General features: G+C 69.6%; 17 protein-coding genes. 7 read left to right on the top strand and 10 right to left on the bottom strand.

Features of this window, described 5'->3' with window-relative positions:
* Positions 1-108: 108 nt before the first annotated feature.
* Positions 109-606: an N-acetyltransferase gene (locus tag ACFVH5_RS21770; RefSeq protein ID WP_385835258.1), complete on the bottom strand. Its 498-nt coding sequence runs from the start codon at positions 604-606 to the stop codon at positions 109-111.
* A 293-nt stretch (positions 607-899) separates the two neighbouring features.
* Entirely contained in the window at positions 900-1,508 is a 609-nt protein-coding gene (locus tag ACFVH5_RS21765) for a YceI family protein (protein ID WP_385835257.1), read from the bottom strand.
* A 260-nt stretch (positions 1,509-1,768) separates the two neighbouring features.
* On the opposite strand from ACFVH5_RS21765, the gene ACFVH5_RS21760 reads away from it, so the two are divergent.
* From ACFVH5_RS21760 to ACFVH5_RS21745, 4 genes are all read left to right on the top strand, one after another.
* A complete protein-coding gene (locus tag ACFVH5_RS21760; RefSeq protein ID WP_385835256.1) occupies positions 1,769-2,296 on the top strand; it encodes a hypothetical protein in 528 nt (175 codons plus the stop codon).
* Between the two features lie 3 nt (positions 2,297-2,299).
* Entirely contained in the window at positions 2,300-4,666 is a 2,367-nt protein-coding gene (locus ACFVH5_RS21755; protein WP_385835255.1) for a polysaccharide lyase 8 family protein, read from the top strand.
* A 154-nt stretch (positions 4,667-4,820) separates the two neighbouring features.
* Positions 4,821-6,413, top strand: coding sequence for an acyl-CoA carboxylase subunit beta (locus ACFVH5_RS21750; RefSeq protein ID WP_384811513.1), 1,593 nt, complete (start codon positions 4,821-4,823; stop codon positions 6,411-6,413).
* A 60-nt stretch (positions 6,414-6,473) separates the two neighbouring features.
* Positions 6,474-6,668: an acyl-CoA carboxylase epsilon subunit gene (locus tag ACFVH5_RS21745; protein WP_384811515.1), complete on the top strand. Its 195-nt coding sequence runs from the start codon at positions 6,474-6,476 to the stop codon at positions 6,666-6,668.
* A 259-nt stretch (positions 6,669-6,927) separates the two neighbouring features.
* Here the strand turns inward: ACFVH5_RS21745 and ACFVH5_RS21740 are convergent, their stop codons facing one another.
* From ACFVH5_RS21740 to ACFVH5_RS21705, 8 genes are all read right to left on the bottom strand, one after another.
* On the bottom strand, positions 6,928-7,509 hold the full coding sequence (locus ACFVH5_RS21740) for an ATP/GTP-binding protein (protein WP_006375305.1): 582 nt from the start codon (positions 7,507-7,509) through the stop codon (positions 6,928-6,930).
* Positions 7,490-8,071 carry a DUF742 domain-containing protein gene (locus ACFVH5_RS21735; protein ID WP_384811518.1) on the bottom strand — a complete coding sequence of 194 codons (582 nt, stop codon included), beginning with the start codon at positions 8,069-8,071 and terminating at the stop codon, positions 7,490-7,492. Before ACFVH5_RS21735 ends, ACFVH5_RS21740 begins: the two co-directional genes overlap by 20 nt.
* A 92-nt stretch (positions 8,072-8,163) precedes the next feature.
* Positions 8,164-8,577: a roadblock/LC7 domain-containing protein gene (locus ACFVH5_RS21730; protein ID WP_033321188.1), complete on the bottom strand. Its 414-nt coding sequence runs from the start codon at positions 8,575-8,577 to the stop codon at positions 8,164-8,166.
* A 10-nt stretch (positions 8,578-8,587) separates the two neighbouring features.
* Positions 8,588-11,908 (bottom strand): nitrate- and nitrite sensing domain-containing protein, encoded by a 3,321-nt coding sequence (locus tag ACFVH5_RS21725; protein ID WP_385835253.1) that lies wholly within the window; start codon positions 11,906-11,908, stop codon positions 8,588-8,590.
* 383 nt (positions 11,909-12,291) lie between these two features.
* On the bottom strand, positions 12,292-12,867 hold the full coding sequence (locus ACFVH5_RS21720; RefSeq protein WP_055520027.1) for an ATP/GTP-binding protein: 576 nt from the start codon (positions 12,865-12,867) through the stop codon (positions 12,292-12,294).
* Positions 12,848-13,249, bottom strand: a complete 402-nt coding sequence (locus ACFVH5_RS21715) for a DUF742 domain-containing protein (RefSeq protein WP_384811524.1) — start codon at positions 13,247-13,249, stop codon at positions 12,848-12,850. The genes ACFVH5_RS21720 and ACFVH5_RS21715 overlap by 20 nt, the downstream gene beginning before the upstream one ends.
* 101 nt (positions 13,250-13,350) lie before the next feature.
* Positions 13,351-13,764, bottom strand: coding sequence for a roadblock/LC7 domain-containing protein (locus tag ACFVH5_RS21710; protein WP_055520031.1), 414 nt, complete (start codon positions 13,762-13,764; stop codon positions 13,351-13,353).
* 9 nt (positions 13,765-13,773) lie between these two features.
* On the bottom strand, positions 13,774-17,583 hold the full coding sequence (locus ACFVH5_RS21705) for a nitrate- and nitrite sensing domain-containing protein (protein WP_385835252.1): 3,810 nt from the start codon (positions 17,581-17,583) through the stop codon (positions 13,774-13,776).
* Positions 17,584-18,183: 600 nt separating this feature from the next.
* On the opposite strand from ACFVH5_RS21705, the gene ACFVH5_RS21700 reads away from it, so the two are divergent.
* The 3 genes from ACFVH5_RS21700 (at position 18,184) to gltX (ending at position 20,761) form a co-directional block, all read left to right on the top strand.
* Entirely contained in the window at positions 18,184-18,372 is a 189-nt protein-coding gene (locus tag ACFVH5_RS21700; protein ID WP_199855040.1) for a hypothetical protein, read from the top strand.
* A gap of 123 nt (positions 18,373-18,495) precedes the next feature.
* Positions 18,496-19,284 carry a fumarylacetoacetate hydrolase family protein gene (locus ACFVH5_RS21695; RefSeq protein WP_384811530.1) on the top strand — a complete coding sequence of 263 codons (789 nt, stop codon included), beginning with the start codon at positions 18,496-18,498 and terminating at the stop codon, positions 19,282-19,284.
* The gene (gltX, locus tag ACFVH5_RS21690) at positions 19,277-20,761 is read left to right on the top strand and encodes a glutamate--tRNA ligase (RefSeq protein WP_385835251.1); all 1,485 of its coding nucleotides are present in this window, start codon (positions 19,277-19,279) and stop codon (positions 20,759-20,761) included. Before ACFVH5_RS21695 ends, gltX begins: the two co-directional genes overlap by 8 nt.
* Positions 20,762-20,846 lie beyond the last annotated feature (85 nt).

The raw sequence follows: 20,846 nt of genomic DNA, 5'->3' as shown, positions 1-20,846 counted from the left end.
ATCCCGATGTTCTCGTCATGGGCCGGTCAATTTCTGTTGAAGGATTATGGGAACGCTGTGAGCACCGCCACAAGGGGTCGAAACCAGCCGTTCGTGTCCGGGCCGTTGTCAGGCGCGGTCCGGGAGGGCCAGCCATTCCTTCCACGACAGGTCCCGGCCGATGAACCGCGGCCGCTCGAAGGGCCACGCCTCGGCGATCCAGTGCGGTACGAACGCGTCCAGGTCCTGCTCCAGCGGGGTCCCCGCCCGGTCGTCGACGACCCACCAGGAGATCTCGGCGTCGGCACCGGCCTTCTCCGGCGGGTCGATGTACACGCACCCGTACTCGGTGGTCTCCGCCTCGTCGAACAGCACGTAGTTGAAGGACTCGTGCGCCTCGATCTCGGCCGCGTGCCGTTCCAGGTCCGCCTTGTTGGCCTCGTACGTGATCGTGGCGGCGGGCCACCCCCAGGCCTCCCCGAAGATCGACCACAGCCGCTCCCGGGAGCCCATCACCGCCGGGTAGTCGACCGCGGCGTCGCCACCGGAGATCGGCCGCAGATGCAGCAGCCCTCCGGGCAGGGCGGCGCGGAGGGGGTGGGCGAAGTCGGTGGGCAGCCATGTCATGGCCGGAGGTTAACGCGCGCCGCGTCGGCGCCGCACCGGGATATCCGCGGCTGCGTCCCCGGCTCTCCGTCACTGCCTGGGGGCTCCGCCCCCGAACCCCCGGTGCGCAGTTCCCCGCGCCCCTATAGGGCCCGCACAGCCGAGCGCCCGCCTTCCGCTCGCAGGGAGCCGGAGGGCGGGCGTGCTCGGGCCCCTTCAGGGGCGCGGGGAACTGCGCACCGGGGGTCCAGGGGGCGGAGCCCCCAGGCAGTGACGGGCGCAGGCCGCCGGGCGGGACCCGGCCCCCCGGGGGATCAGGCGGCGTTCTTGATCGCCGAGATGTCGAAGGTCAGCTTGATCTTGTCGGAGACGAGCACGCCACCGGTCTCAAGCGCCGCGTTCCAGGTGAGGCCCCACTCGGAGCGCAGGATCTCGGACTTGCCCTCGAAGCCGACGCGCTCGTTGCCGAACGGGTCCTTGGCCACGCCGTTGAACTCCAGGTCGATGGAGAGCGGCTTGGTGGTGCCGAGGATCGTCAGGTCACCGGTGATGCGGTAGTCGTCGCCACCGAGGGCCTCGGCCGCGGTGGAGCGGAAGGTCATCGTGGGGAACTCCTCCGTCTTGAAGAAGTCCGCGCTTTTCAGGTGACCGTCACGGTCGTCGGAGCCGGTGCTGATGCTGTCCATCTTGACGTCGAGGGACGCGGTCGACAGCGACGGGTCGGCGCCGTCGAGGTGCAGGCTGCCGGTGAAGTCCTGGAAACCGCCCTTGACGTTCGTGACCATGGCGTGGCGCGCCACGAAACCGATCGTCGAGTGCGACGGGTCGATCGTGTAGTCGCCGGTCAGAGCGGCGAGGTCGGGGTTCACGGCGCCGGGCGTCGCGGTTGCGGTGTCGGTGTCCTTGCGGCCGAAGATTCCCATGACTGGCTCCTTGGGGGGACGAGTTCCGGCTCTGTGCCGAAGCTGTTTAACGTTCAACTAGGGCGACCATAGACCTATTCCCTACGGGTTTCAACTGTGGTCGTGGCGTGTTGCCCCGGTTACACCCGGTTGCCATTGGTCTACTCCTAAGGTGATCCATCAGCCCCCTGGTGGACACGTGTAGACCTCGGGCACGATCGCCTTGCTCCACCTGCACCGCCGCCCCACAGCCAGCACGGTCGTCCGCAGGAAGGCTCCGCATGAAGCTCCGTTCCGCCCTGACCGCACTCACCCTCTTCGCCGCCCCGGCCGCCGTCGTGCTCGGCGGCGCGACGGGGGCGACCGCCACCCCCTCCAACGGTGCCGCCGCCGTCGCGGTCACGAAGATCAGCCACGCCACGGCGACCTCGATGTTCAGCGCCTCCGGCATCACCTGGTCGTCCTCCGGCGGCTGCTCGGACCGCGACAACTCCACCTGTACGTCCTTCACGGAGCTGAACCTCGCCACCGCCCAGGGCGCGCAGACGCTGAAGAGCGCCACCGGCTGCGCCCTCGACATCACCGGCGGCACCGAGACGGGCCACGCGAGCGGCACGTACTCCCACTGGAACGGCTACAAGCTCGACTACGCCAAGAGCACCTGCGTCACGAACCACATCAAGAACACGTTCACCTACATCGGCCCGCGCGGTGACGGAGCCCTCCAGTACCAGTCGGGCTCGGGCAACATCTACGCGGACGAGGGCAACCACTGGGACGTCCTCTACCACAACTGCGGCGGCTGCTAGGAGATGATCTCCACCCGACGTACGTTCCTGCTGGCGGCGGCGCTCGCACCCGCCGTCCCCCTCCTGGCGTCCGCTCCCGTCGCCCACGCGGCCGAGGACGACCCCTACGACACGCTCCGCCGCCGCTGGCTGGAGATCGCCCTCGGCGCGGGCTACGACCCGGCCGCCGAGCCGTACGCGTCCCGGCTCGCCGAGACCGGCGAACTCGCCCGCGGCTTCCGGGCGTCCATGGCGCCGACGGCGAACTCGCTGTGGCCCGGCTACCCGTACGACCCGCCCGCCGGCATCACCCAGGCCTACAGCAGGCTGTGGACGATGACGCAGGCGTACGTCCAGGAGGGCACCGGATCCACCGGCGACGCGGGCCTGCTCGCGGACGTCCTGCGCGGCCTCGACCACCTCTCCGCCACCGTCTACAACCCCTCCACCACTCGGTACGGCAACTGGTGGGAGTGGCAGATCGGCAGCCCCCGCCACCTCATGGACATCGTGGCCGCCCTGTACGGGCAGCTCACGGACGCGCAGATCGCCGCCGCCTGCGCCGCCGTCGACCACTTCGTCCCCGACAGCGTGCTCGGCGACTACACGGGCACCTCGACCGGCGCCAACCGCGTCGACCTGTGCCGTTCCGTGGCCCTGCGCGGCATCCTCGGCCGCGCCCCCGAGAAGATCGCGCTCGCCCGGGACGCGCTCTCGCCGGTCTTCCCGTACGTGACGAAGGGGGACGGGCTCTACGCCGACGGGTCGTTCGTCCAGCACACGTGGGTCGCGTACTCGGGAACGTACGGGCAGGTCATGCTCGACGGGCTCGGGCGGCTCTTCGCACTGCTCGCCGGTTCGCCGTGGGAGGTCACCGATCCCGGCCGGCAGATCATCCTCGACAGCGTGGAGAAGGCGTACGCGCCGCTGATCCACGACGGGCTGATGATGGACAGCGTCAACGGCCGTGCCATCAGCCGGGGTTACCTCAAGAGCGACGACCGGCAGGTCATGCGCAGCGACCACTTCCACGGACAGGCGCTGATCGCCGCGATCACGCTCCTCGCCCAGGGCGCGAGTGCGGCGGAACGCGAGCGCTGGCAGGGGAGGATCAAGGGCTGGATCGAGCGGGACACCGTCACGCCGATCCTGACGGCACGGCAGTTCGGGGTGGCCGATCTGGCCCGGCTGCACGCCGTCGCCGACTCGGCCCTCCCGGCCGCGCCCGAACCGGCCGGCCACCACCTCTTCGCGGCCATGGACCGGGCGGTCCACCGGGGCTCCGGCGCCGGTTCCGGGAGGGGCGCGGGCTTCACCGCCAACATCTCCATGGCGAGCGAGCGGATCGCGTACTACGAGTGCGGCAACGGCGAGAACCCGCGCGGCTGGCACACGGGCGCCGGAATGCTCTACTGGTGGGCCGACGGGAGCCGGTCCGGTCCGTCGGGCGGGTCCGGTCAGTACACGGACTGGTACTGGCCGACCGTCGACTGGTACCGGCTGCCCGGGACGACCGTGTCCACCAAGCGGCTCGCCGACCGGGCGGGCGGCGAGTGGGGCGAGCCCAAGCCGGCGGCGCGCTGGGTCGGCGGCACCACGGACGGGGAGTTCGCGGCGGTCGGACAGCACCTGCCGGGGCTCGGCTCGACCCTGCAGGCCCGCAAGTCGTGGTTCTGCCTCGACGACGCGATCGTCTGCCTCGGCGCGGGCATCACCGCCACGGACGGCGTCCCGGTCGAGACGGTCGTCGACAACAGGAACCTGGGGGAGAGCGGTACCCAGGCCTTCGTACGAGGTCCGGGCTGGGCCCACCTGGAGGGCCACGGCGGCTGGGTCGTCCTGGCGGGACCCGCCCTGCGCACCCTCCGCGAGGACCGCACCGGCGCCTGGTCCGACATCAACACCACCTCCACCACCGAACGCCGGACCCGCCGCTGGCAGACGCTGTGGCTCGACCACGGCACGGACCCGGTGGACGCCTCGTACGCGTACGTCGTGCTGCCCGGGGCCTCGCGCCGTACGGTCGCCGCCCGCGCCGCCGACCGGCACCGGCTGTCGGTCCTCGCCAACGACTCCGGCCGTCAGGCGGTCTCCGTACCGGCGCTGGGGCTGCTCGCGGCGAACTTCTGGCGCCCGGGAACGGCCGGCCCGCTCTCCGTCACGGCCCCCGCGAGCGTGCTCGTACGCCGCCGGGGCGGGACCGCGACCGTCTGCGTGAGCGAGCCACCGCGTACCGGGGAGACCCTGGAGGTCGTCTGGGACCGTCCCGTACGCGGGGTCGTGCGCGCCGATCCGGGAGTCGAGGTGCTCGCCACGGGACGCCGGCTCAGACTGCGCGTCACTCCAGGGAAGGTATGCGCATCGCTGGAGTGTGAGGTGACTCTCAGCTGAGCGCTTTGTGCGACCCCTACAAGCCACAGGGCCTCTGAGCAGTCGGATCGCCTGCATGCGGGCAGGGTTCTGTTCAGGGCTACCAGTAAAACGGGCCGGAGACTGTACAGAGTCGACGGCCCGCTTTCCTTGGTGGACTTCGTAAGGTCGCTACATGACCGTTTTGGACGAGACCGAATCCTTGGCCGACGAACCCGCGGATGCCCGTGGGCGCGTGGCCGAGCTGCAGGCGATCCGTGCGGAGGCTCTTCGCGGACCCAGCGACAAGGCGACCGCGGCGCAGCACGCCAAGGGCAAGCTGACCTCCCGGGAGCGGATCGAGCTGCTGCTGGACGAGGGCTCGTTCAACGAGGTCGAGCAGCTGCGGCGGCACCGGGCCACCGGCTTCGGCCTGGAGGCCAAGAGGCCCTACACGGACGGCGTCATCACCGGCTGGGGCACGGTCGAGGGCCGCACGGTCTTCGTCTACGCCCATGACTTCCGTATCTTCGGCGGCGCGCTGGGCGAGGCCCACGCCACGAAGATCCACAAGATCATGGACATGGCCATCGCGGCCGGAGCGCCGCTGGTCTCCCTCAACGACGGCGCCGGCGCCCGCATCCAGGAGGGGGTCTCGGCCCTCGCCGGGTACGGCGGCATCTTCCAGCGCAACACCCGCGCCTCCGGCGTCATCCCGCAGATCTCCGTGATGCTCGGCCCGTGCGCGGGCGGCGCGGCCTACAGCCCCGCCCTCACCGACTTCGTCTTCATGGTCCGCGAGACCTCGCAGATGTTCATCACCGGCCCGGACGTCGTCAAGGCGGTCACCGGCGAGGAGATCACCCAGAACGGCCTCGGCGGCGCCGATGTGCACGCCGAGACGAGCGGCGTCGCGCACTTCGCGTACGACGACGAGGAGACCTGCATCGCGGAGGTCCGCTACCTCCTGTCGATGCTGCCCCAGAACAACCGCGAGAACCCGCCGACCACCGAGTCCGAGGACCCGGCGGACCGCCGCTCCGACGTCCTCCTGGACCTCGTGCCGGCGGACGGCAGCCGTCCGTACGACATGACCAAGGTCATCGAGGAGCTCGTCGACGACGGCGACTTCCTGGAGATCCACGAGCGCTGGGCCCGCAACATCATCTGCGCCCTGGCCCGGCTCGACGGCCAGGTCGTGGGCATCGTCGCCAACCAGCCGCAGGCCCTGGCGGGCGTGCTGGACATCGAGGCGTCGGAAAAAGCGGCGCGTTTCGTCCAGATGTGCGACGCTTTTAACATCCCGATCGTCACGCTGCTGGATGTGCCGGGCTTCCTGCCCGGTGTCGACCAGGAGCACGGCGGAATCATCCGCCACGGCGCGAAGCTGCTGTACGCCTACTGCAACGCGACCGTGCCGCGGATCTCCCTGATCCTGCGCAAGGCCTACGGCGGCGCGTACATCGTGATGGACAGCCAGTCCATCGGCGCCGACCTCACCTACGCCTGGCCGACCAACGAGATCGCCGTCATGGGCGCGGAGGGCGCCGCGAACGTCATCTTCCGCCGCCAGATCGCGGACGCGGAGGACCCCGAGGCGATGCGGGTGCGCATGGTCAAGGAGTACAAGGCCGAGCTGATGCACCCCTACTACGCGGCCGAGCGCGGCCTGGTCGACGACGTCATCGACCCGGTCGAGACCCGCGAGATCCTCATCCGCTCCCTCGCGATGCTGCGCACCAAGCACGCGGACCTGCCCTCCCGCAAGCACGGAAACCCGCCGCAGTAGTAACCCGGCGGATTCATCGCGGCAATCCCGCGTACCTCTCTCTCACGGAGACTGACACCCATGGACATTCCTGATATCCGCGTCGAGAAGGGCCACGCCGGCCCCGAGGAACTCGCCGCGGTCACGGCACTCCTCCTGGCCCGCGCGGCCTCAGCGCCCGCCGAGGCCCCGACCCACCGCCGCCACCCGAAGGCCGGCTGGCGCCGCCTGGAACGCACCCCGGGCTTCCGGGCGCCGCACTCCTGGCAGGGCTAGGCTGCTGCGCCGCCGCTCTGACGTCTGAAGGGGGCCCCTCCCGCCGGGAGGGGCCCCCTTCAGACGTTCACGTCCGTCTGCGGCCCGGCGGGGGCCGACCGCGCAGTCTTCTGTCTTCAGGGGCGCGGGGAACGGCGCGATCTTTGGGGGCGCGGGGAACGGCGCGACTAGCCACGACGGACTCGCACCCCGCAACGCACGCGAAGGGGCCCCTCTGGGCAAGAGAGGGGCCCCTTCGTCACGGCTGAGCGCCGCAGGCCTACCGCAAGCGCGCCATCAAGGCATGCTCCACCAATGTGATCAGTGCCGACTTCGCGTCCGCCCTGTGGCGGGCATCCGTCGTGATGATCGGGGTGTCGGGGCCGATCTGGAGCGCTTCCCGGACCTCGTCCGGGTTGTACGGCTGGCTGCCGTCGAAGCCGTTGAGGGCGATGACGAACGGCAGTCCGCTGTTCTCGAAGTAGTCGACTGCGGGGAAGCAGTCGGCGAGACGGCGCGTGTCGACGAGCACGATCGCGCCGATCGCGCCGCGTACCAGGTCGTCCCACATGAACCAGAAGCGGTCCTGGCCGGGTGTACCGAAGAGGTACAGGATCAGGTCCTGGTCCAGGGTGATACGGCCGAAGTCCATGGCCACCGTCGTGGTGGTCTTGTCCCCGGTGTGGGTGAGGTCGTCGATGCCCGCCGAAGCGGACGTCATCACGGCCTCGGTACGCAGCGGGTTGATCTCCGAGACGGCCCCGACGAACGTGGTCTTGCCCACGCCGAAGCCGCCCGCCACCACGATCTTCGCGGACGTGGTGGAGCGGGAAGGCCCTCCGCTAGAGCTTGCGAAGTCCACTGAGCACCCTTTCGAGCAAAGTCACGGCTGGCTGGCCGCCGGCGCTCTCGTCGCCGCCCGGCTGATGAATGGCGACCAGGCCCGCTTCCGCCAAGTCGGCGACGAGGATCCTGGCCACACCGAGAGGGATCGTCAGCAGGGCCGAGATTTCGGCCACCGACTTGATCTCCCGGCAGAGGTTGCAGATGCGCTGATGCTCGGGCAACTGGCCCTGCATCTGGTGCGGCTGCGCTGTGGTGTGTACCAGTGCCTCGATGGCGAGCTGGTATCGCGGCCTGGTACGGCCGCCCGTCATCGCATAGGGGCGGACCAGCGGATTGCTGGCACTCCCCGCGGGTGACGGTTCGGGCGAGCGCCGCTGCGGCTGCACGGGCTGGATGCGCGGCGCCGGCGGCTGGTCGTACGGAGAAGGACCCGGACCCTGGGGAGAGTACGGCTGCTGGCGTCGGGGGCTCGGCGCGGAGGGAAAGTTGTACCGGTTCGGCGAACCGTCGCCGCCCTGGCCCTGGCCGGGGCCGTAGGACCAGTTGCCCGAAGACGAACCGCCTGGGGGTGTTGCCACTTTCTCCTCCTCCGAATGTGCCGGGCCCGTCAATGTGGAGCCGCGTCCCGAAACCTTACGGCCACGGGACGCCAAAACGCATCGCTTGTCTGCTAGTTGAGAAGGCTCCCCTGCAGCTCGGCACGTAGATCCGGCGTGAGGACCGTACCGGCACGGTCGACCAGAAGGGCCATCTCGTACCCAACGAGACCGATGTCCGCTTCCGGATGTGCGAGAACGGCGAGTGAGGAACCGTCGGAAATGGACATGATGAACAGGAATCCCCGCTCCATCTCCACAACCGTCTGATTCACGCTCCCGCCCTCGAAGATGCGGGACGCGCCCGCGGTCAGTGAGGTCAGGCCCGACGCGACGGCCGCCAGCTGGTCGGCGCGGTCACGCGGGAACCCTTCGGACATCGCCAGAAGGAGTCCGTCGGCGGAGACCACCACGGTGTGGGACACCCCGGGGGTGTTGTCCACGAAATTGGTGATCAACCAGTTCAGGTTCTGTGCCGCCTGGCTCATCGGGCTCACACTAACGCTCCTGGTTGTAGGTGCTGTCAGGGCCACCGGGCTGGTTCCTGGTGGTCTGACCGTTCGTTTCACTGGTTGCATCTCGGCCCCGCTGCACGCCGCGTCGCAGGTTGCTCAGCCTGCCCCGGACGTCCTCGGGAGCGCGGGAGACCTGGGGGCCGCCCTGTGGGGTCGATTCCGCGGTGCCCTCGACCAGATTGGCCTTGGGCACCCGCCGCGGCAGGCCGGAGGAGGTGACCCCGCCCGCCTTGGGCTGCTTCAGCGCTTCGGCCCGGTGCCACATCTGGTCGTTGTTCGACCGCCAGTCGCCCTTGCCGCCGGTGCCGTTGCTGCCGCTGCCGTTGCTGTCGTTGTTCGCGAAGGGCGCCGGTGACTCCTGGCCCACGGACTGCTTGCCGACCGCGGTGGCTCCGCGGCGGGGAAGTCCGGCGTCGGTGGTTCCGCGGCGCGGAAGTCCGGCGTCGGTGAGCTCGGGGGCGCTGGAGGGGACCGGTCCCGGAGCATCGAAGCCTACGCTGTCCTGCTCGGCCGCCTCAGCGGTCTGCGCGGACTCGGCCTGGGGAGCGTACTCGGCGGGGAAGCCGTTCTGGTACGTCTCCTGCTGCGGCCAGTCGTCCTGGTAGGGCTGCTCCTGGAAGGGCGGGAACGCGTCCTGCCCGGCGGCCTGGTCCGGCTGGTGCTCGTCCTGGCCCGGCTCCGCGTAGGTGCCTTCCTGGTACCCGCCGGCCTGCGGGACCGGCGGGAAGTACGTCTCGTCGTACGACGTCTGCTGCTGTCCCTCGTACGACGTCTGCTGGTCGTAGGCGGGAGCGTCGGTGTACGCGGGCGTCTCGGTGTACGCGGCCGCCGTGTCGTCGAACGCGGGCTGACCGTTCTCGTACCCCTGGCCACCGTTCTCGTAGGCCTGCTGCGGGTCGAACTCGCCCTGGAAGGAAGGAGCCTCGCCGTCGGGGCCGTGCGTCTGGGCCTCCAGGGCCGCGCGGCGCTCCTCACGCATGAGCGAGCGGCCCACCGGGTCCAGCTCGCGTATGTCGTCCGGGACCTCGGGGTTGTAGCGGCTGTCGTCGAAGCCCAGTTCGGCGGCCGTGCGCAGGGCCGGCTGGACGCTCTGGAACTCCTCGCCGCCGAAGGGCGGCTGCGGCTGCTCGGGCTCCGGGATGATCTGCGAGACCGTGAAGTCGTCGCGCTGCACCTGGTAGTCGCCGCCGCCACCGTGGGTGATGGCGTCGGGGAGCATGACGAGCGAGGTCGTGCCGGCCTGCTCGCCCGAGGGGCGCAGCTGGACGCGGATGCCGTGCCGGTCGGACAGCCGGCCGACCACGAAGAGGCCCATGCGCTGGGAGATCGCGGCGTCCACGGTCGGCGGGTTGGCCAGCTTGTGGTTGATGTCCGCGAAGTCCTCGGCGGTGAGGCCGATGCCCTTGTCGTGGATCTCGACCATGATGCGGCCGTCCGGCAGACGGGTCGCGGTGACGCGGACCTTGGTCTGCGGGGAGGAGAACGTGGTGGCGTTCTCCAGCAGCTCGGCGAGCAGGTGCACGAGGTCGGTCACGGCGCGGCCGTGGATCTCGGCCTCCGGGACCCCCGACAGCTCGATGCGCTCGTACTGCTCCACCTCGGAGGAGGCGGCGCGCAGTACGTCGACCAGCGGGACCGGCTGGTCCCAGCGGCGGCCCGGCTCCTCGCCGGCGAGGACCAGGAGGTTCTCGCCGTTGCGGCGCATACGGGTGGCCAGGTGGTCCAGGCGGAAGAGGTTCTCCAGCTGGTCCGGGTCGGCCTCGTTGTTCTCCAGGTCGGTGATGAGGGTCAGCTGGCCCTCGATCAGGGACTGGTTGCGGCGCGACAGGTTGGTGAAGATCGCGTTGATGTTGCCGCGCAGGAGGGCCTGCTCGGCGGCCAGTCGTACGGCCTCACGGTGGACCTGGTCGAAGGCGCGGGCGACTTCGCCGATCTCGTCCGTGGTGTTGATCGGGATGGGCTGGACACGGGTGTCCACCCGGCCCGGGTCGGTGCGCGAGAGCTGGTCGACCAGCATCGGCAGGCGCTGCTCGGCCACTCCGAAGGCGGCGTTGCGCAGCTGGCGCATCGAGCGGCTCATCTGGCGGGCCACCATGCCGGCCAGGATGAACGCGGCGAGCAGGGCGATGACGACGGCGGCACCGGTGATGAAGGCGTCGCGCTTGGCGTCGGAGGCGATGGTCGAGGCCTCGGACACGGCCTTGTCGCCGAGGTCCGCCTCGATGGTGCGGTACGCGTTGTACTTGGCGGTGTTCACCGCCCACCAGTTCTGGGCGGTGATGCCCTTGTCGGCGAGCGCGACCCGGGCACTGGCGTCGGTCGTCGCGAGGGTGCCGATACCGCTGACCATGTCGGTCTCGCCGGACGGCGGCGGGACATAGGTCTGCCCCCGGGCGGCGGCGGCCTCCGCGGCCTCCTTGGCCTGCGCCGCGCCGTCGGTCTGGATCTGCTTCTTGGCCTGCTCCAGCTTGGCGGCGTCGCTTTCCGTACCACCACCGATGTACTCCTCGACGGCGATGCCTTCGAGGTAGGCGTACGAGGTGAGGGCGACACGCTGCTTGGCCAGGCTGTCGTCGGAGGGCCCCGGCTTGATCAGCAGATGGGTGCCGATGGAGCGCTGGAGCGAGAGAGCGGCCTTGGAGAGGGAGATCGCGTAGACCGTACGGCCGTAGCTGGTGATGTTTCCGGTGCCCAGACCGAGTTCGTTGGCGAACTCCATCAGCGGGTGCTGGATCTCGACGTAACCCTCTTCGGTCTGTACACCCTTGAGCTTCGAGGTGTACGCGGCCGCGCGCAGGGCGGCGAGCTTGGGCTCCTGCTTGCGGAAGATGCCGAGGCGGCGTTCGAGTCCGGCCTTGGCCGGCATGTCCTTGGCGGCCTCGTTGAAGGCGAGGGCCGCCGCGTCCGTCTCACTGCGGGCCTTGACGACGGTCGCGTCCTTCGCGCCCTTGCCCTCGAGCAGGGGGGCGGCGGTGATGTCACGCTCGGAGTAGAGCTTGTCGCCGTAGGTCAGGGCGGCACGGACCAGACGCGCGGTGCTCTCCGCGTCCTCGGCCTGCTGCCAGGTGTCGATGGAGCTCTTCACCTGGAAGCCGCCCATGACGAGGCCGACCACCACGGGTATGAGCAGAATCGCATTCAGTCTGGTCGGTACGCGCCAGTTACGCGGAGAGAAACGGCCGCCGCTGGGCGGCGGTGCGGCCGTCGGCTCCGAGCCGGGCACATGTGCGGGTGCCGCTCCGCGCGGCGGCGGGGTGAAGTTGCCCCGTGCCGACGGCTCGGGACCGTTCTTGCTTCGCCTCACTCGACCAACAACCTCTCGGCTCGGCACCTTCGTCGTGCCGCGTGTGTCTTCCGGCCCTTACTACTGGGCAGTTCTGGCATTCCAGCACGTCGGTGTGTGCTCGTCCAAACACTCGGAACCGAAGATTCCGGGTGACGTGAACCGCAGATAAAACGGAACATAAAGAACGAGCCCCGCCAAAAGACGGGGCTTTTGTGAGCACAGCGGCATCAGACGACCGCGTCGCGTGGCGGCACCACTCGATATCTCTGTCGAAACGTTATGAACACTGAGGCCGACCGTGTCAAACGACACAGCCGGCTCCAATGCGTCTACGACAACTTTCGTACGGCGTTGCCTACTTGAATGCCGAGCCTCCCAGGACGCCATTCGCCGGGCGGGCCCTACCGCAGGCGGGCCATCAGGGCGTGCTCGACGAGCGTGATCAGAGCACTCTTGGCGTCCGAACGATGGCGGGCGTCCGTCGTGATGATCGGGGCGTCGGGCCCGATCTGCAGAGCCTCGCGAACCTCTTCGGGAGTGTAGGGCTGGTGTCCGTCGAAGCCGTTGAGGGCGATGACGAACGGCAGTCCGCTGTTCTCGAAGTAGTCGACCGCGGGGAAGCAGTCGGCCAGGCGGCGGGTGTCGACCAGGACGACGGCGCCGATCGCGCCGCGTACCAGGTCGTCCCACATGAACCAGAAACGGTCCTGACCCGGTGTACCGAAGAGGTACAGGATCAGGTCCTGGTCCAGGGTGATACGGCCGAAGTCCATGGCCACCGTGGTGGTGGTCTTGTCCCCGGTGTGGGTGAGGTCGTCGATGCCGGCCGAAGCGGACGTCATCACGGCCTCGGTGCGCAGCGGGTTGATCTCGGAGACGGCACCCACGAACGTGGTCTTGCCGACGCCGAAACCACCCGCCACAACGATCTTCGCGGAGGTGGTCGCCCGCCCTCCGTCAGAGCTTGCGAAGTCCACTGAGCACCCTTTCGAGCAGTGTCACGGCCGGGGCGCCGCCGTTGCTCTCGTCGCCACCGGGCTGGTGGATCGCGACGAGTCCGGCTTCCGCGAGGTCCGCGACAAGAATCCGTGCCACGCCCAGGGGCATGGAGAGCAGAGCCGACACCTCGGCCACCGACTTGACTTCACGGCAGAGGTGGCAGATCCGCTGGTGCTCGGGGAGCAGTCCCATGAGCGCTGCCGGATCGGCCGTGGTGCTGATCAGTGCCTCTATGGCGAGCTGGTAGCGCGGCCGGGTCCGGCCGCCGGTCATCGCGTACGGACGTACCAGCGGCTGGTCGCCCTCGTCCTCGTACGAATGAGCGTACGGATCATGAGAAGCGGTGGGCGGCGGGGTCATGGATCCTCCGGGCGGGACAGCAAGTCGGTCAGTCGTGCCGTCTGACGGGGCCGGTGGGGGGAGGGCGGCCGGACGGTTTTCCTACATTCGGTAGAACCTTGCTAGTGGAGCAGGCTGCCCTGGAGCTCCGCCCGCAGATCCGGTGTGAGCACTGCGCCCGCACGGTCCACAAGCAGAGCCATCTCGTATCCGACGAGGCCGATGTCGCAGTCCGGGTGGGAGAGGACCGCGAGGGACGACCCGTCCGAGATGGACATCAGGAAAAGGAAACCCCGTTCCATCTCGACGACCGTCTGGGCCACCGTGCCGCCCTCGAAGATGCGCGAGGCGCCGGCGGTCAGGGACGTGAGTCCGGAGGCAACGGCCGCGAGCTGGTCGGCGCGGTCGCGCGGGAAGCCCTCGGACATTGCCAGAAGGAGTCCGTCGGCGGAAACGACGACGGTGTGGGACACCCCGGGGGTGTTGTCAACGAAGTTGGTGATCAACCAGTTGAGGTTCTGTGCCGCCTGGCTCATCTGGCTCAACTAACGCTCCTGCTGGTGAGTGGGGCTGGGGAAGCTGCCGGTCTGGCCGGTACCGGCCTGGCGCCCCTGCTGAATGCCCCTACGAAGATTGGTCAGCCGTCCGCGTACGTCATCGGGCGCACGCGAGACCTGCGGACCGGTTTGGTGCTGTTGCTGCTGCTGGGCCGTTCCCGCGACAAGGTTCGCGCGGGGGACCCGGCGCGGCAGACCCGAGACGGTCACGCCACCCGCGGAGGGCTGGCGTACCCGCTCGGCCTGACGGCCGAGTTCGTCATTGGGGGTGGTCCGCCAGGAGGAGGCGGAAGCGCCGGCGGTTGCCGGACGCTGCGGGGCCGCGGGAGCCTGTGCGGGCTGCTGCGGTGTCTGCTCGTTCTGGGCGCCGTCGCCGCCCTGAGCCTGGTTGAACCAGTTGGTTTCCAGGGTGTCGTACAGCGGTGTACGTCCGTCGCCGGGACTCGTCGCCGGCGGCAGTTCCCAGCCGTCGTTCGGCCCCCGCACCTCGTCGGGCCGCTGGGGAGCGGTCCTGTTGTCCGGCTCCGGGGGGAGCGCGGGGCGGCGGCGCGTCTGCGGGCGCTGCTGCGACGGGCGGTTTCCGTTGGCGGGCCGTTCGAACTGCCCGGTGCCACCGTCCTGCCGCTCGCCGTAACCCTCGCTGTAGCCCTGCGCCGGGAACTGCCCGGTGTCCTGCTGGGCCGGCGCCGCGTACTGACCGTTGCCGTTGGTCCCGGTGTCGTAGCCGTTCGGGGCGTACTGGGCCGGGTCCTGGCGGTTGTACTGGCCGCCCGCCTGGGGGTTGTGCCCCGCACCGGAGTGGTTCGGCGAACCGAACACATCCGTGCGGACGAACTGTCCGTTGTCCTGCGGCGCGTTCGTGCCGGGACGCGGGGCGTCGTAGTCGGGCCGCTGGAACTCGGCGGTGGACGCGGGTCCGGCCTGCCGGTCGTCGATCCGCGGCATCTGCGAGGTGACGTCCGGCTCCTCGTGGCCGCGCGGGGCGTCCTGCGAGGAACGCGGCACCGGCGGCTGCGCGTTGTCGTCGCTCCAGCTGGGCACCCGCGGCTGCGGGTTGCCGCCCGGCAGCTCGGCGCGCGGACCGCCGCGGGGCGGCAGCTGCGGAGACTGCTGCTGGGGGCGACGGCCCTGGTCGCCGTTGCCGGCCGACCGCTGCTGGGACTGCTGCGAGGAACCGGGGCCGCGGTTGCCGCCCATGGTGTCCTGGCGGTTGCCGCCGAACAGGTCCTGCTGGCCGCCTGAGTTGTTCCCGAAGCCGTTGAAGCTCTGCTGGGCACCGGCGCCCGCGGGTGCCGGCCTGCCCTGCGGGGGGTACGGGGGCTGCTGCGGAGACTGCTGGTTGCGGTTTCCGCCCGGCGCACCCGGTCCACCCGGACGGCCGCCCGCCTCGGGCCTGGGCAGTGCGGCCCGCGGTGCGGAACCCGCTCCGACCTGGCCACGCTGCGGCGGCGGGTTCAGCCGGCCGCCGTTGCCCTGGCCCTGCGCACCCTGGCCGATGGCGGGACCGCCGCCGCGGCGGGCCGCCGCGACACCGGCCGCGGCCTGCGCCGCCGCCGGACCGCCGACGGTGGGAGCGCCCTGGCCCTGCTTGTTGCCCGGAACCTTCTTGCCGCCCTGGGCGACGTCCACCGGAAGCATGACCAGCGCGGTCGTACCACCGGAGTCGGACGGGCGGAGCTGGATGCGGATGCCGTGCCTCTGCGACAGCCGGCCGACCACGAACAGACCCATGCGGCGCGAGACCGAGACGTCCACGGTGGGCGGCGAGGCGAGCCGCTCGTTGATCGCCGCGAGGTCCTCGGGCGAGAGGCCGATGCCGGTGTCGTGGATCTCGATCAGTACGCGGCCGTCGGGCAGCGCGTGACCGGTGACCTTGACCTTGGTCTGCGGGGAGGAGAACGACGTGGCGTTCTCCAGCAGCTCGGCGAGCAGGTGCACGAGGTCGTTGACCACGCGGCCGGCGACCTCGGTGGTGGGCACCGAGGAGAGTTCGATGCGCTCGTACTGCTCCACCTCGGACGCGGCGGCGCGGAGCACGTCGACCAGCGGGACCGGGCGGGTCCAGCGGCGGCCGGGCTCCTCACCGGCGAGGACCAGGAGGTTCTCACCGTTACGGCGCATGCGGGTCGCGAGGTGGTCGAGCTTGAACAGGGAGGACAGCTGGTCCGGGTCGGCCTCGCGGGACTCCAGTTCGGAGATGAGCGAGAGCTGACGCTGGATGAGGCCCTGGGAACGGCGCGAGAGGTTCGTGAACATCGCGTTGACGTTGCCTCGCAGGAGGGCCTGCTCGGCGGCGAGTCGCACAGCCTCGCGGTGCACGTCGTCGAAGGCCGCGGCCACCTGGCCGATCTCGTCCTTGGAGTGCACACCGACCGACTCGACGGACGTGTCGACGTCCTGCGGGTCGGACTCGGAGAGCTGCTTGACCAGCTCGGGCAGCCGGTCCTGGGCGACCTTCGTCGCGGTGTCCTGCAGCCGGCGCAGCGAGCGGATCATCGAGCGGGCCACCACGAAGGCGCCGACCAGCGAGACGCCGAGCACCAGCAGGATCAGCGCACCGGAGATGATCGCTTCCTGCTCGGCCTCGTTGCGCAGCTCGCGGGCCTTCTGCTCCATCTGGTTGAGGAGCGTCAGCTCGATCTTCGACATCTCCAGGATCTTGGCGGAGTCGGCGTCCACCCAGTCCAGGTACGAGCGCTTGGCCTGCAGCTGCAGACCGTTGTTGCGCTGCAGGACGCGCGACAGGTAACCGTCGGCGTCCTTGATGGTCGGGCTCGGCTCGTCGAGCGGCTTGGTGAGCTGGTCGGCGTTGCCCTCGTAGATGTTGGCGAAGCTCGTGAGTTCGAACTTCTGGTTCTCGAAGGCGGAGAGGCCGTACTGACGGTCGTTCGGGGAGAGTTCACCGAACGTCTTGTTCGTGGCGGGCAGGGCCGCGGCGATGATCGCTCGCTGGACGGACGCGTACTCCTTGGCGGTGGAGAACGCCGCCAGGGCGCGTGTGCGCTGGATCATCTCCGGGTTGCTGGTCGCCTCGGCCATGTCCTGGGAGAGACCGAGCAGCTGCTCGATGAGGCGGTGGTACGCCTCGACCGACTGGGACGAGTTGTCCTCGTCCTGGAAGGCGTTGTTGCGGACCTTGTTGAGGGTGTTCAGCTGGGTGGCGATGGCCACCACGTTGTCGCGGACACCGTCGAGGTTCTCGTTGTTGTCCGCGTCGTCGAGCTCGTGGGTGCCTTCGAGGAAGTTGGCACGCGCACGGTCCGTCTTGTCGCGGAGGCCCTTGATCGTGACGTCGCTGGCCTTGGTGCCGTTGGCGAGCGGACCGGCCGACCTGTCGCGCTCCGTCTGGAGCGCCGCGGCGAGCTCGGTCGCCTGCTTGGTCATGTCGGTCAGCAGTTTCATGTTCTCGAGCTGCTGGATCTCGTCCATCGTGTCGCTGATGCGCAGCGCGCCCAGCGAGGTGGCCGCGACCACGGGCAGCGCGAGCAGCGAGACCAGACGCGTGGAGATGCGCCAGTTGCGCAGCGCTATTCGCGAGCCGGGGCCGCTGGGGGCCTTCGCCTTGGGCGGCGCGGGAGCCGGGGTGCCGGGAGCACCGTTCGCCGCGTTCGGACCGCCCTTGCCCTGGGCGCCCTTGGGCGCACCGGGCCGCGAGGAGCGGTCACCGTTGTTGCCGGCCTGCGCCGGTCCCGGGTTCTGGGCGTGCTGGGGCGAGGAGCCGACTGCCCTGGGGCCAGTCCCGCCTTGCGGCTCCGGCTCCGCCGAAGCGCTGCCATCCCTCTTGAAACGTCCCTGCACTAGCGTCGCAACCTCTGGACCAGGCGCCCCTCCGCGTGAACGGTGGGACGGTGTCGGCGTCTTGGGAGCGCCCTGAAAGCACTCCCAGTGGTGGTCGTGAGTGACCGGCGCAGGTTCCCCTTTCCCGCCGCCACTCGGCGCTGCGTTGCGCCCCTGCGCGCCGGTTCGTTCCTGCGGCGGTCCGAGGAATTCCAGCACAGTGCCGGATCTCCAACAAGGCCCATGGGTCATGCTGTGACCTCCGTGACGCGTTGTGAGGGCAGCGTCACGAGACGTAGAAAGTGACCTCATCCATATCGGACACATAGGGACGAGACCTTCGCGGGCAGGGGGTGTCCCAGTCGCCATGATCAGGAGCGGAATGATGTCTTCCGTGACGGAATGCCCGTTTGGTGACCTGAGGGTGAGGGTCCCAATTGACCCGTATGCCCGGCAGTAAGTGAGGAAACTCACACGACGATCACGGCGTCTTCACGGCTTCGACAGGGAAGCGCATGTTTAGCCTGACGCTTTACAGGGATGGCAAATCCGACAACCCGCGCCTACGCGACGGTTTCCGAACCCGCCGGCGCCTCCAAGGAACAGGGCCTGTAACCCCAGATGAAGACGACGATGACCTTCCTCAACATAGCCAACCCGCGACGCACCACCCTGGCGCACCTCGACGACGCCGAGGAGCTGCGTACGCCGGAGCAGGAGGGGCACGCCGTCGAGCTCCCCGCGCAGACCGCCAACCCCCGCCGCACGATCCTGATGGACGTCCCGGTCGCGGCCGGCGTCACCGAGTAGTCACCGCACCCCGACGGGCCCGGTCCGGTGGGCCCCGCCCGTGATGCGCGAGGCGGTCGCCCCTTGCCGCGTTAGCCTGGAGCATCAGACTCCGGCCAGCTCAGTGAGGGGCGCAAGGACACCGTGCGCATCGCCAGGTTCTCCATCGACGGCAACGTCGCGTTCGGTGCGGTCGAGGGCGAGAGCCCTCCTGGATCGACCGACGGCCTCGTGCTCGACATCATCAAAGGCATCCCGTTCGCCGACTTCGAGCTCTCCGGGACCAAGGTCCCGCTGAGCAAGGTCCGCCTCCTGCCGCCCGTGCTCCCGAACAAGGTCGTGGCCTTCGGCCGCAACTACGCGGACCACGCCAAGGAGATGGGCGGCGAGGTGCCCGACGCCCCGTTCGCCTTCTTCAAGCCCTCCACCTCGGTGATCGGCTCCGGCGACGACATCGCGTACCCCTCCTTCACCGAGGAACTGCACCACGAGGCCGAGCTGGCCGTGGTCATCGGCCGGATGTGCCGTGAGGTCCCGCGCGAACGCGTCAAGGACGTGATCCTCGGCTACACCTGCGCCAACGACGTCACCGCGCGCGACGTCCAGCGGCGCGAGAAGCAGTGGGCCAGGGCCAAGGGCTTCGACTCCTCCTGCCCGCTCGGCCCCTGGGTGGAGACGGACCTCGACCCGTCCGACCTCACCATCCAGTGCACGGTCAACGGCCAACAGCGCCAGCTGGGCCGCACCAGCGAGATGATCCACTCCATCGAGGATCTGATCGTCAACATCACCGAGGCCATGACGCTGCTCCCCGGAGACGTCATCCTCACGGGCACCCCCGCCGGGGTCGGCCCCCTCAGTGCCGGCGACGAGGTCGCCGTCACCATCGAAGGCATCGGCACTCTCACCAACAAGGTTGTCAAGCGTGGCTAGCGCATCCGACCCCGCCGTCCGAGTACGTTTCTGTCCCTCCCCGACCGGCAACCCCCATGTGGGCCTGGTCCGCACGGCCCTCTTCAACTGGGCGTACGCCCGCCACACCGGCGGCACGTTCGTGTTCCGTATCGAGGACACCGACGCGGCCCGCGACTCCGAGGAGTCGTACGAGCAGCTCCTGGACTCGCTGCGCTGGCTGGGCTTCGACTGGGACGAGGGCCCCGAGATCGGCGGCCCCCACGCGCCGTACCGCCAGTCGCAGCGCATGGACCTCTACAAGGACGTCGCGCAGAAGCTCCTGGACGCAGGCCGCGCCTACCACTGCTACTGCTCGACCCCCGAGCTGGACGCCCGTCGCGACGCAGCCCGCGCCGCCGGCAAGCCGTCCGGCTACGACGGCCACTGCCGCGACCTGAGTGCCGAGCGGAAGAGCGCGTACGAGGCGGAGGGCCGCACGCCCATCGTCCGGTTCCGCATGCCCGACGAGGCGATCACCTTCACGGACCTGGTCCGCGGCGAGATCACCTACCTCCCGGAGAACGTGCCGGACTACGGCATCGTCCGGGCCAACGGCGCCCCGCTCTACACGCTGGTCAACCCGGTCGACGACGCCCTGATGGAGATCACCCACGTCCTGCGCGGTGAGGACCTGCTCTCCTCCACCCCGCGACAGATCGCCCTCTACAAGGCGCTGACCGAGCTGGGCATCGCCAAGGAGACCCCGGCCTTCGGGCACCTCCCCTATGTGATGGGCGAGGGCAACAAGAAGCTCTCCAAGCGCGACCCCGAGTCCTCGCTGAACCTCTACCGGGAGCGCGGCTTCCTCCCGGAGGGCCTGCTGAACTACCTGTCCCTGCTGGGCTGGTCGCTCTCGGCGGACCGCGACATCTTCTCCGTCGAGGAGATGGTCGCCGCCTTCGACGTCTCGGACGTGAACCCCAACCCGGCGCGCTTCGACCTCAAGAAGGCCGAGGCCATCAACGCGGACCACATCCGGCTGCTGGACGTCAAGGAGTTCGCCGAGCGCTGCGCCCCCTGGCTGAAGGCCCCCTTCGCGCCCTGGGCGCCGGAGGACTTCGACCCGGCCAAGTGGGACGCGATCGCCCCGCACGCCCAGACCCGCCTGAAGGTGCTCTCCGAGATCACCGACAACGTCGACTTCCTGTTCCTGCCGGAGCCGGCCGTCGACGAGGCGTCCTGGACGAAGGCGATGAAGGACGGCTCCGACGCTCTCCTCACGACGGCCCGCGAGAAGCTGGAGTCCGCCGACTGGACCTCCGCCGAGGCCCTCAAGGAGGCCGTACTGGCCGCCGGTGAGGCGCACGGCCTGAAGCTGGGCAAGGCGCAGGCCCCGGTCCGTGTCGCCGTCACCGGCCGCACGATCGGCCTGCCCCTCTTCGAGTCCCTGGAGATCCTGGGCAAGGAGAAGTCGCTGGCGCGCATCGACGCGGCCCTGGCGAAGCTGACCGCGTAGGCGACGACGGACGCGTGGGGAAGGGGCGGCATCCGTACGGGATGCCGCCCCTTCCCCCTGTCCGCCGGGAACGGCGCCGGAGGTA

Origin of the sequence: Streptomyces sp. NPDC127119 (assembly GCF_042677425.1) — a bacterium.
GTDB lineage: Bacteria > Actinomycetota > Actinomycetes > Streptomycetales > Streptomycetaceae > Streptomyces.
Note: the sequence above shows the minus strand (reverse complement) of the source record. Positions and strands in the feature narration are given on the sequence as shown.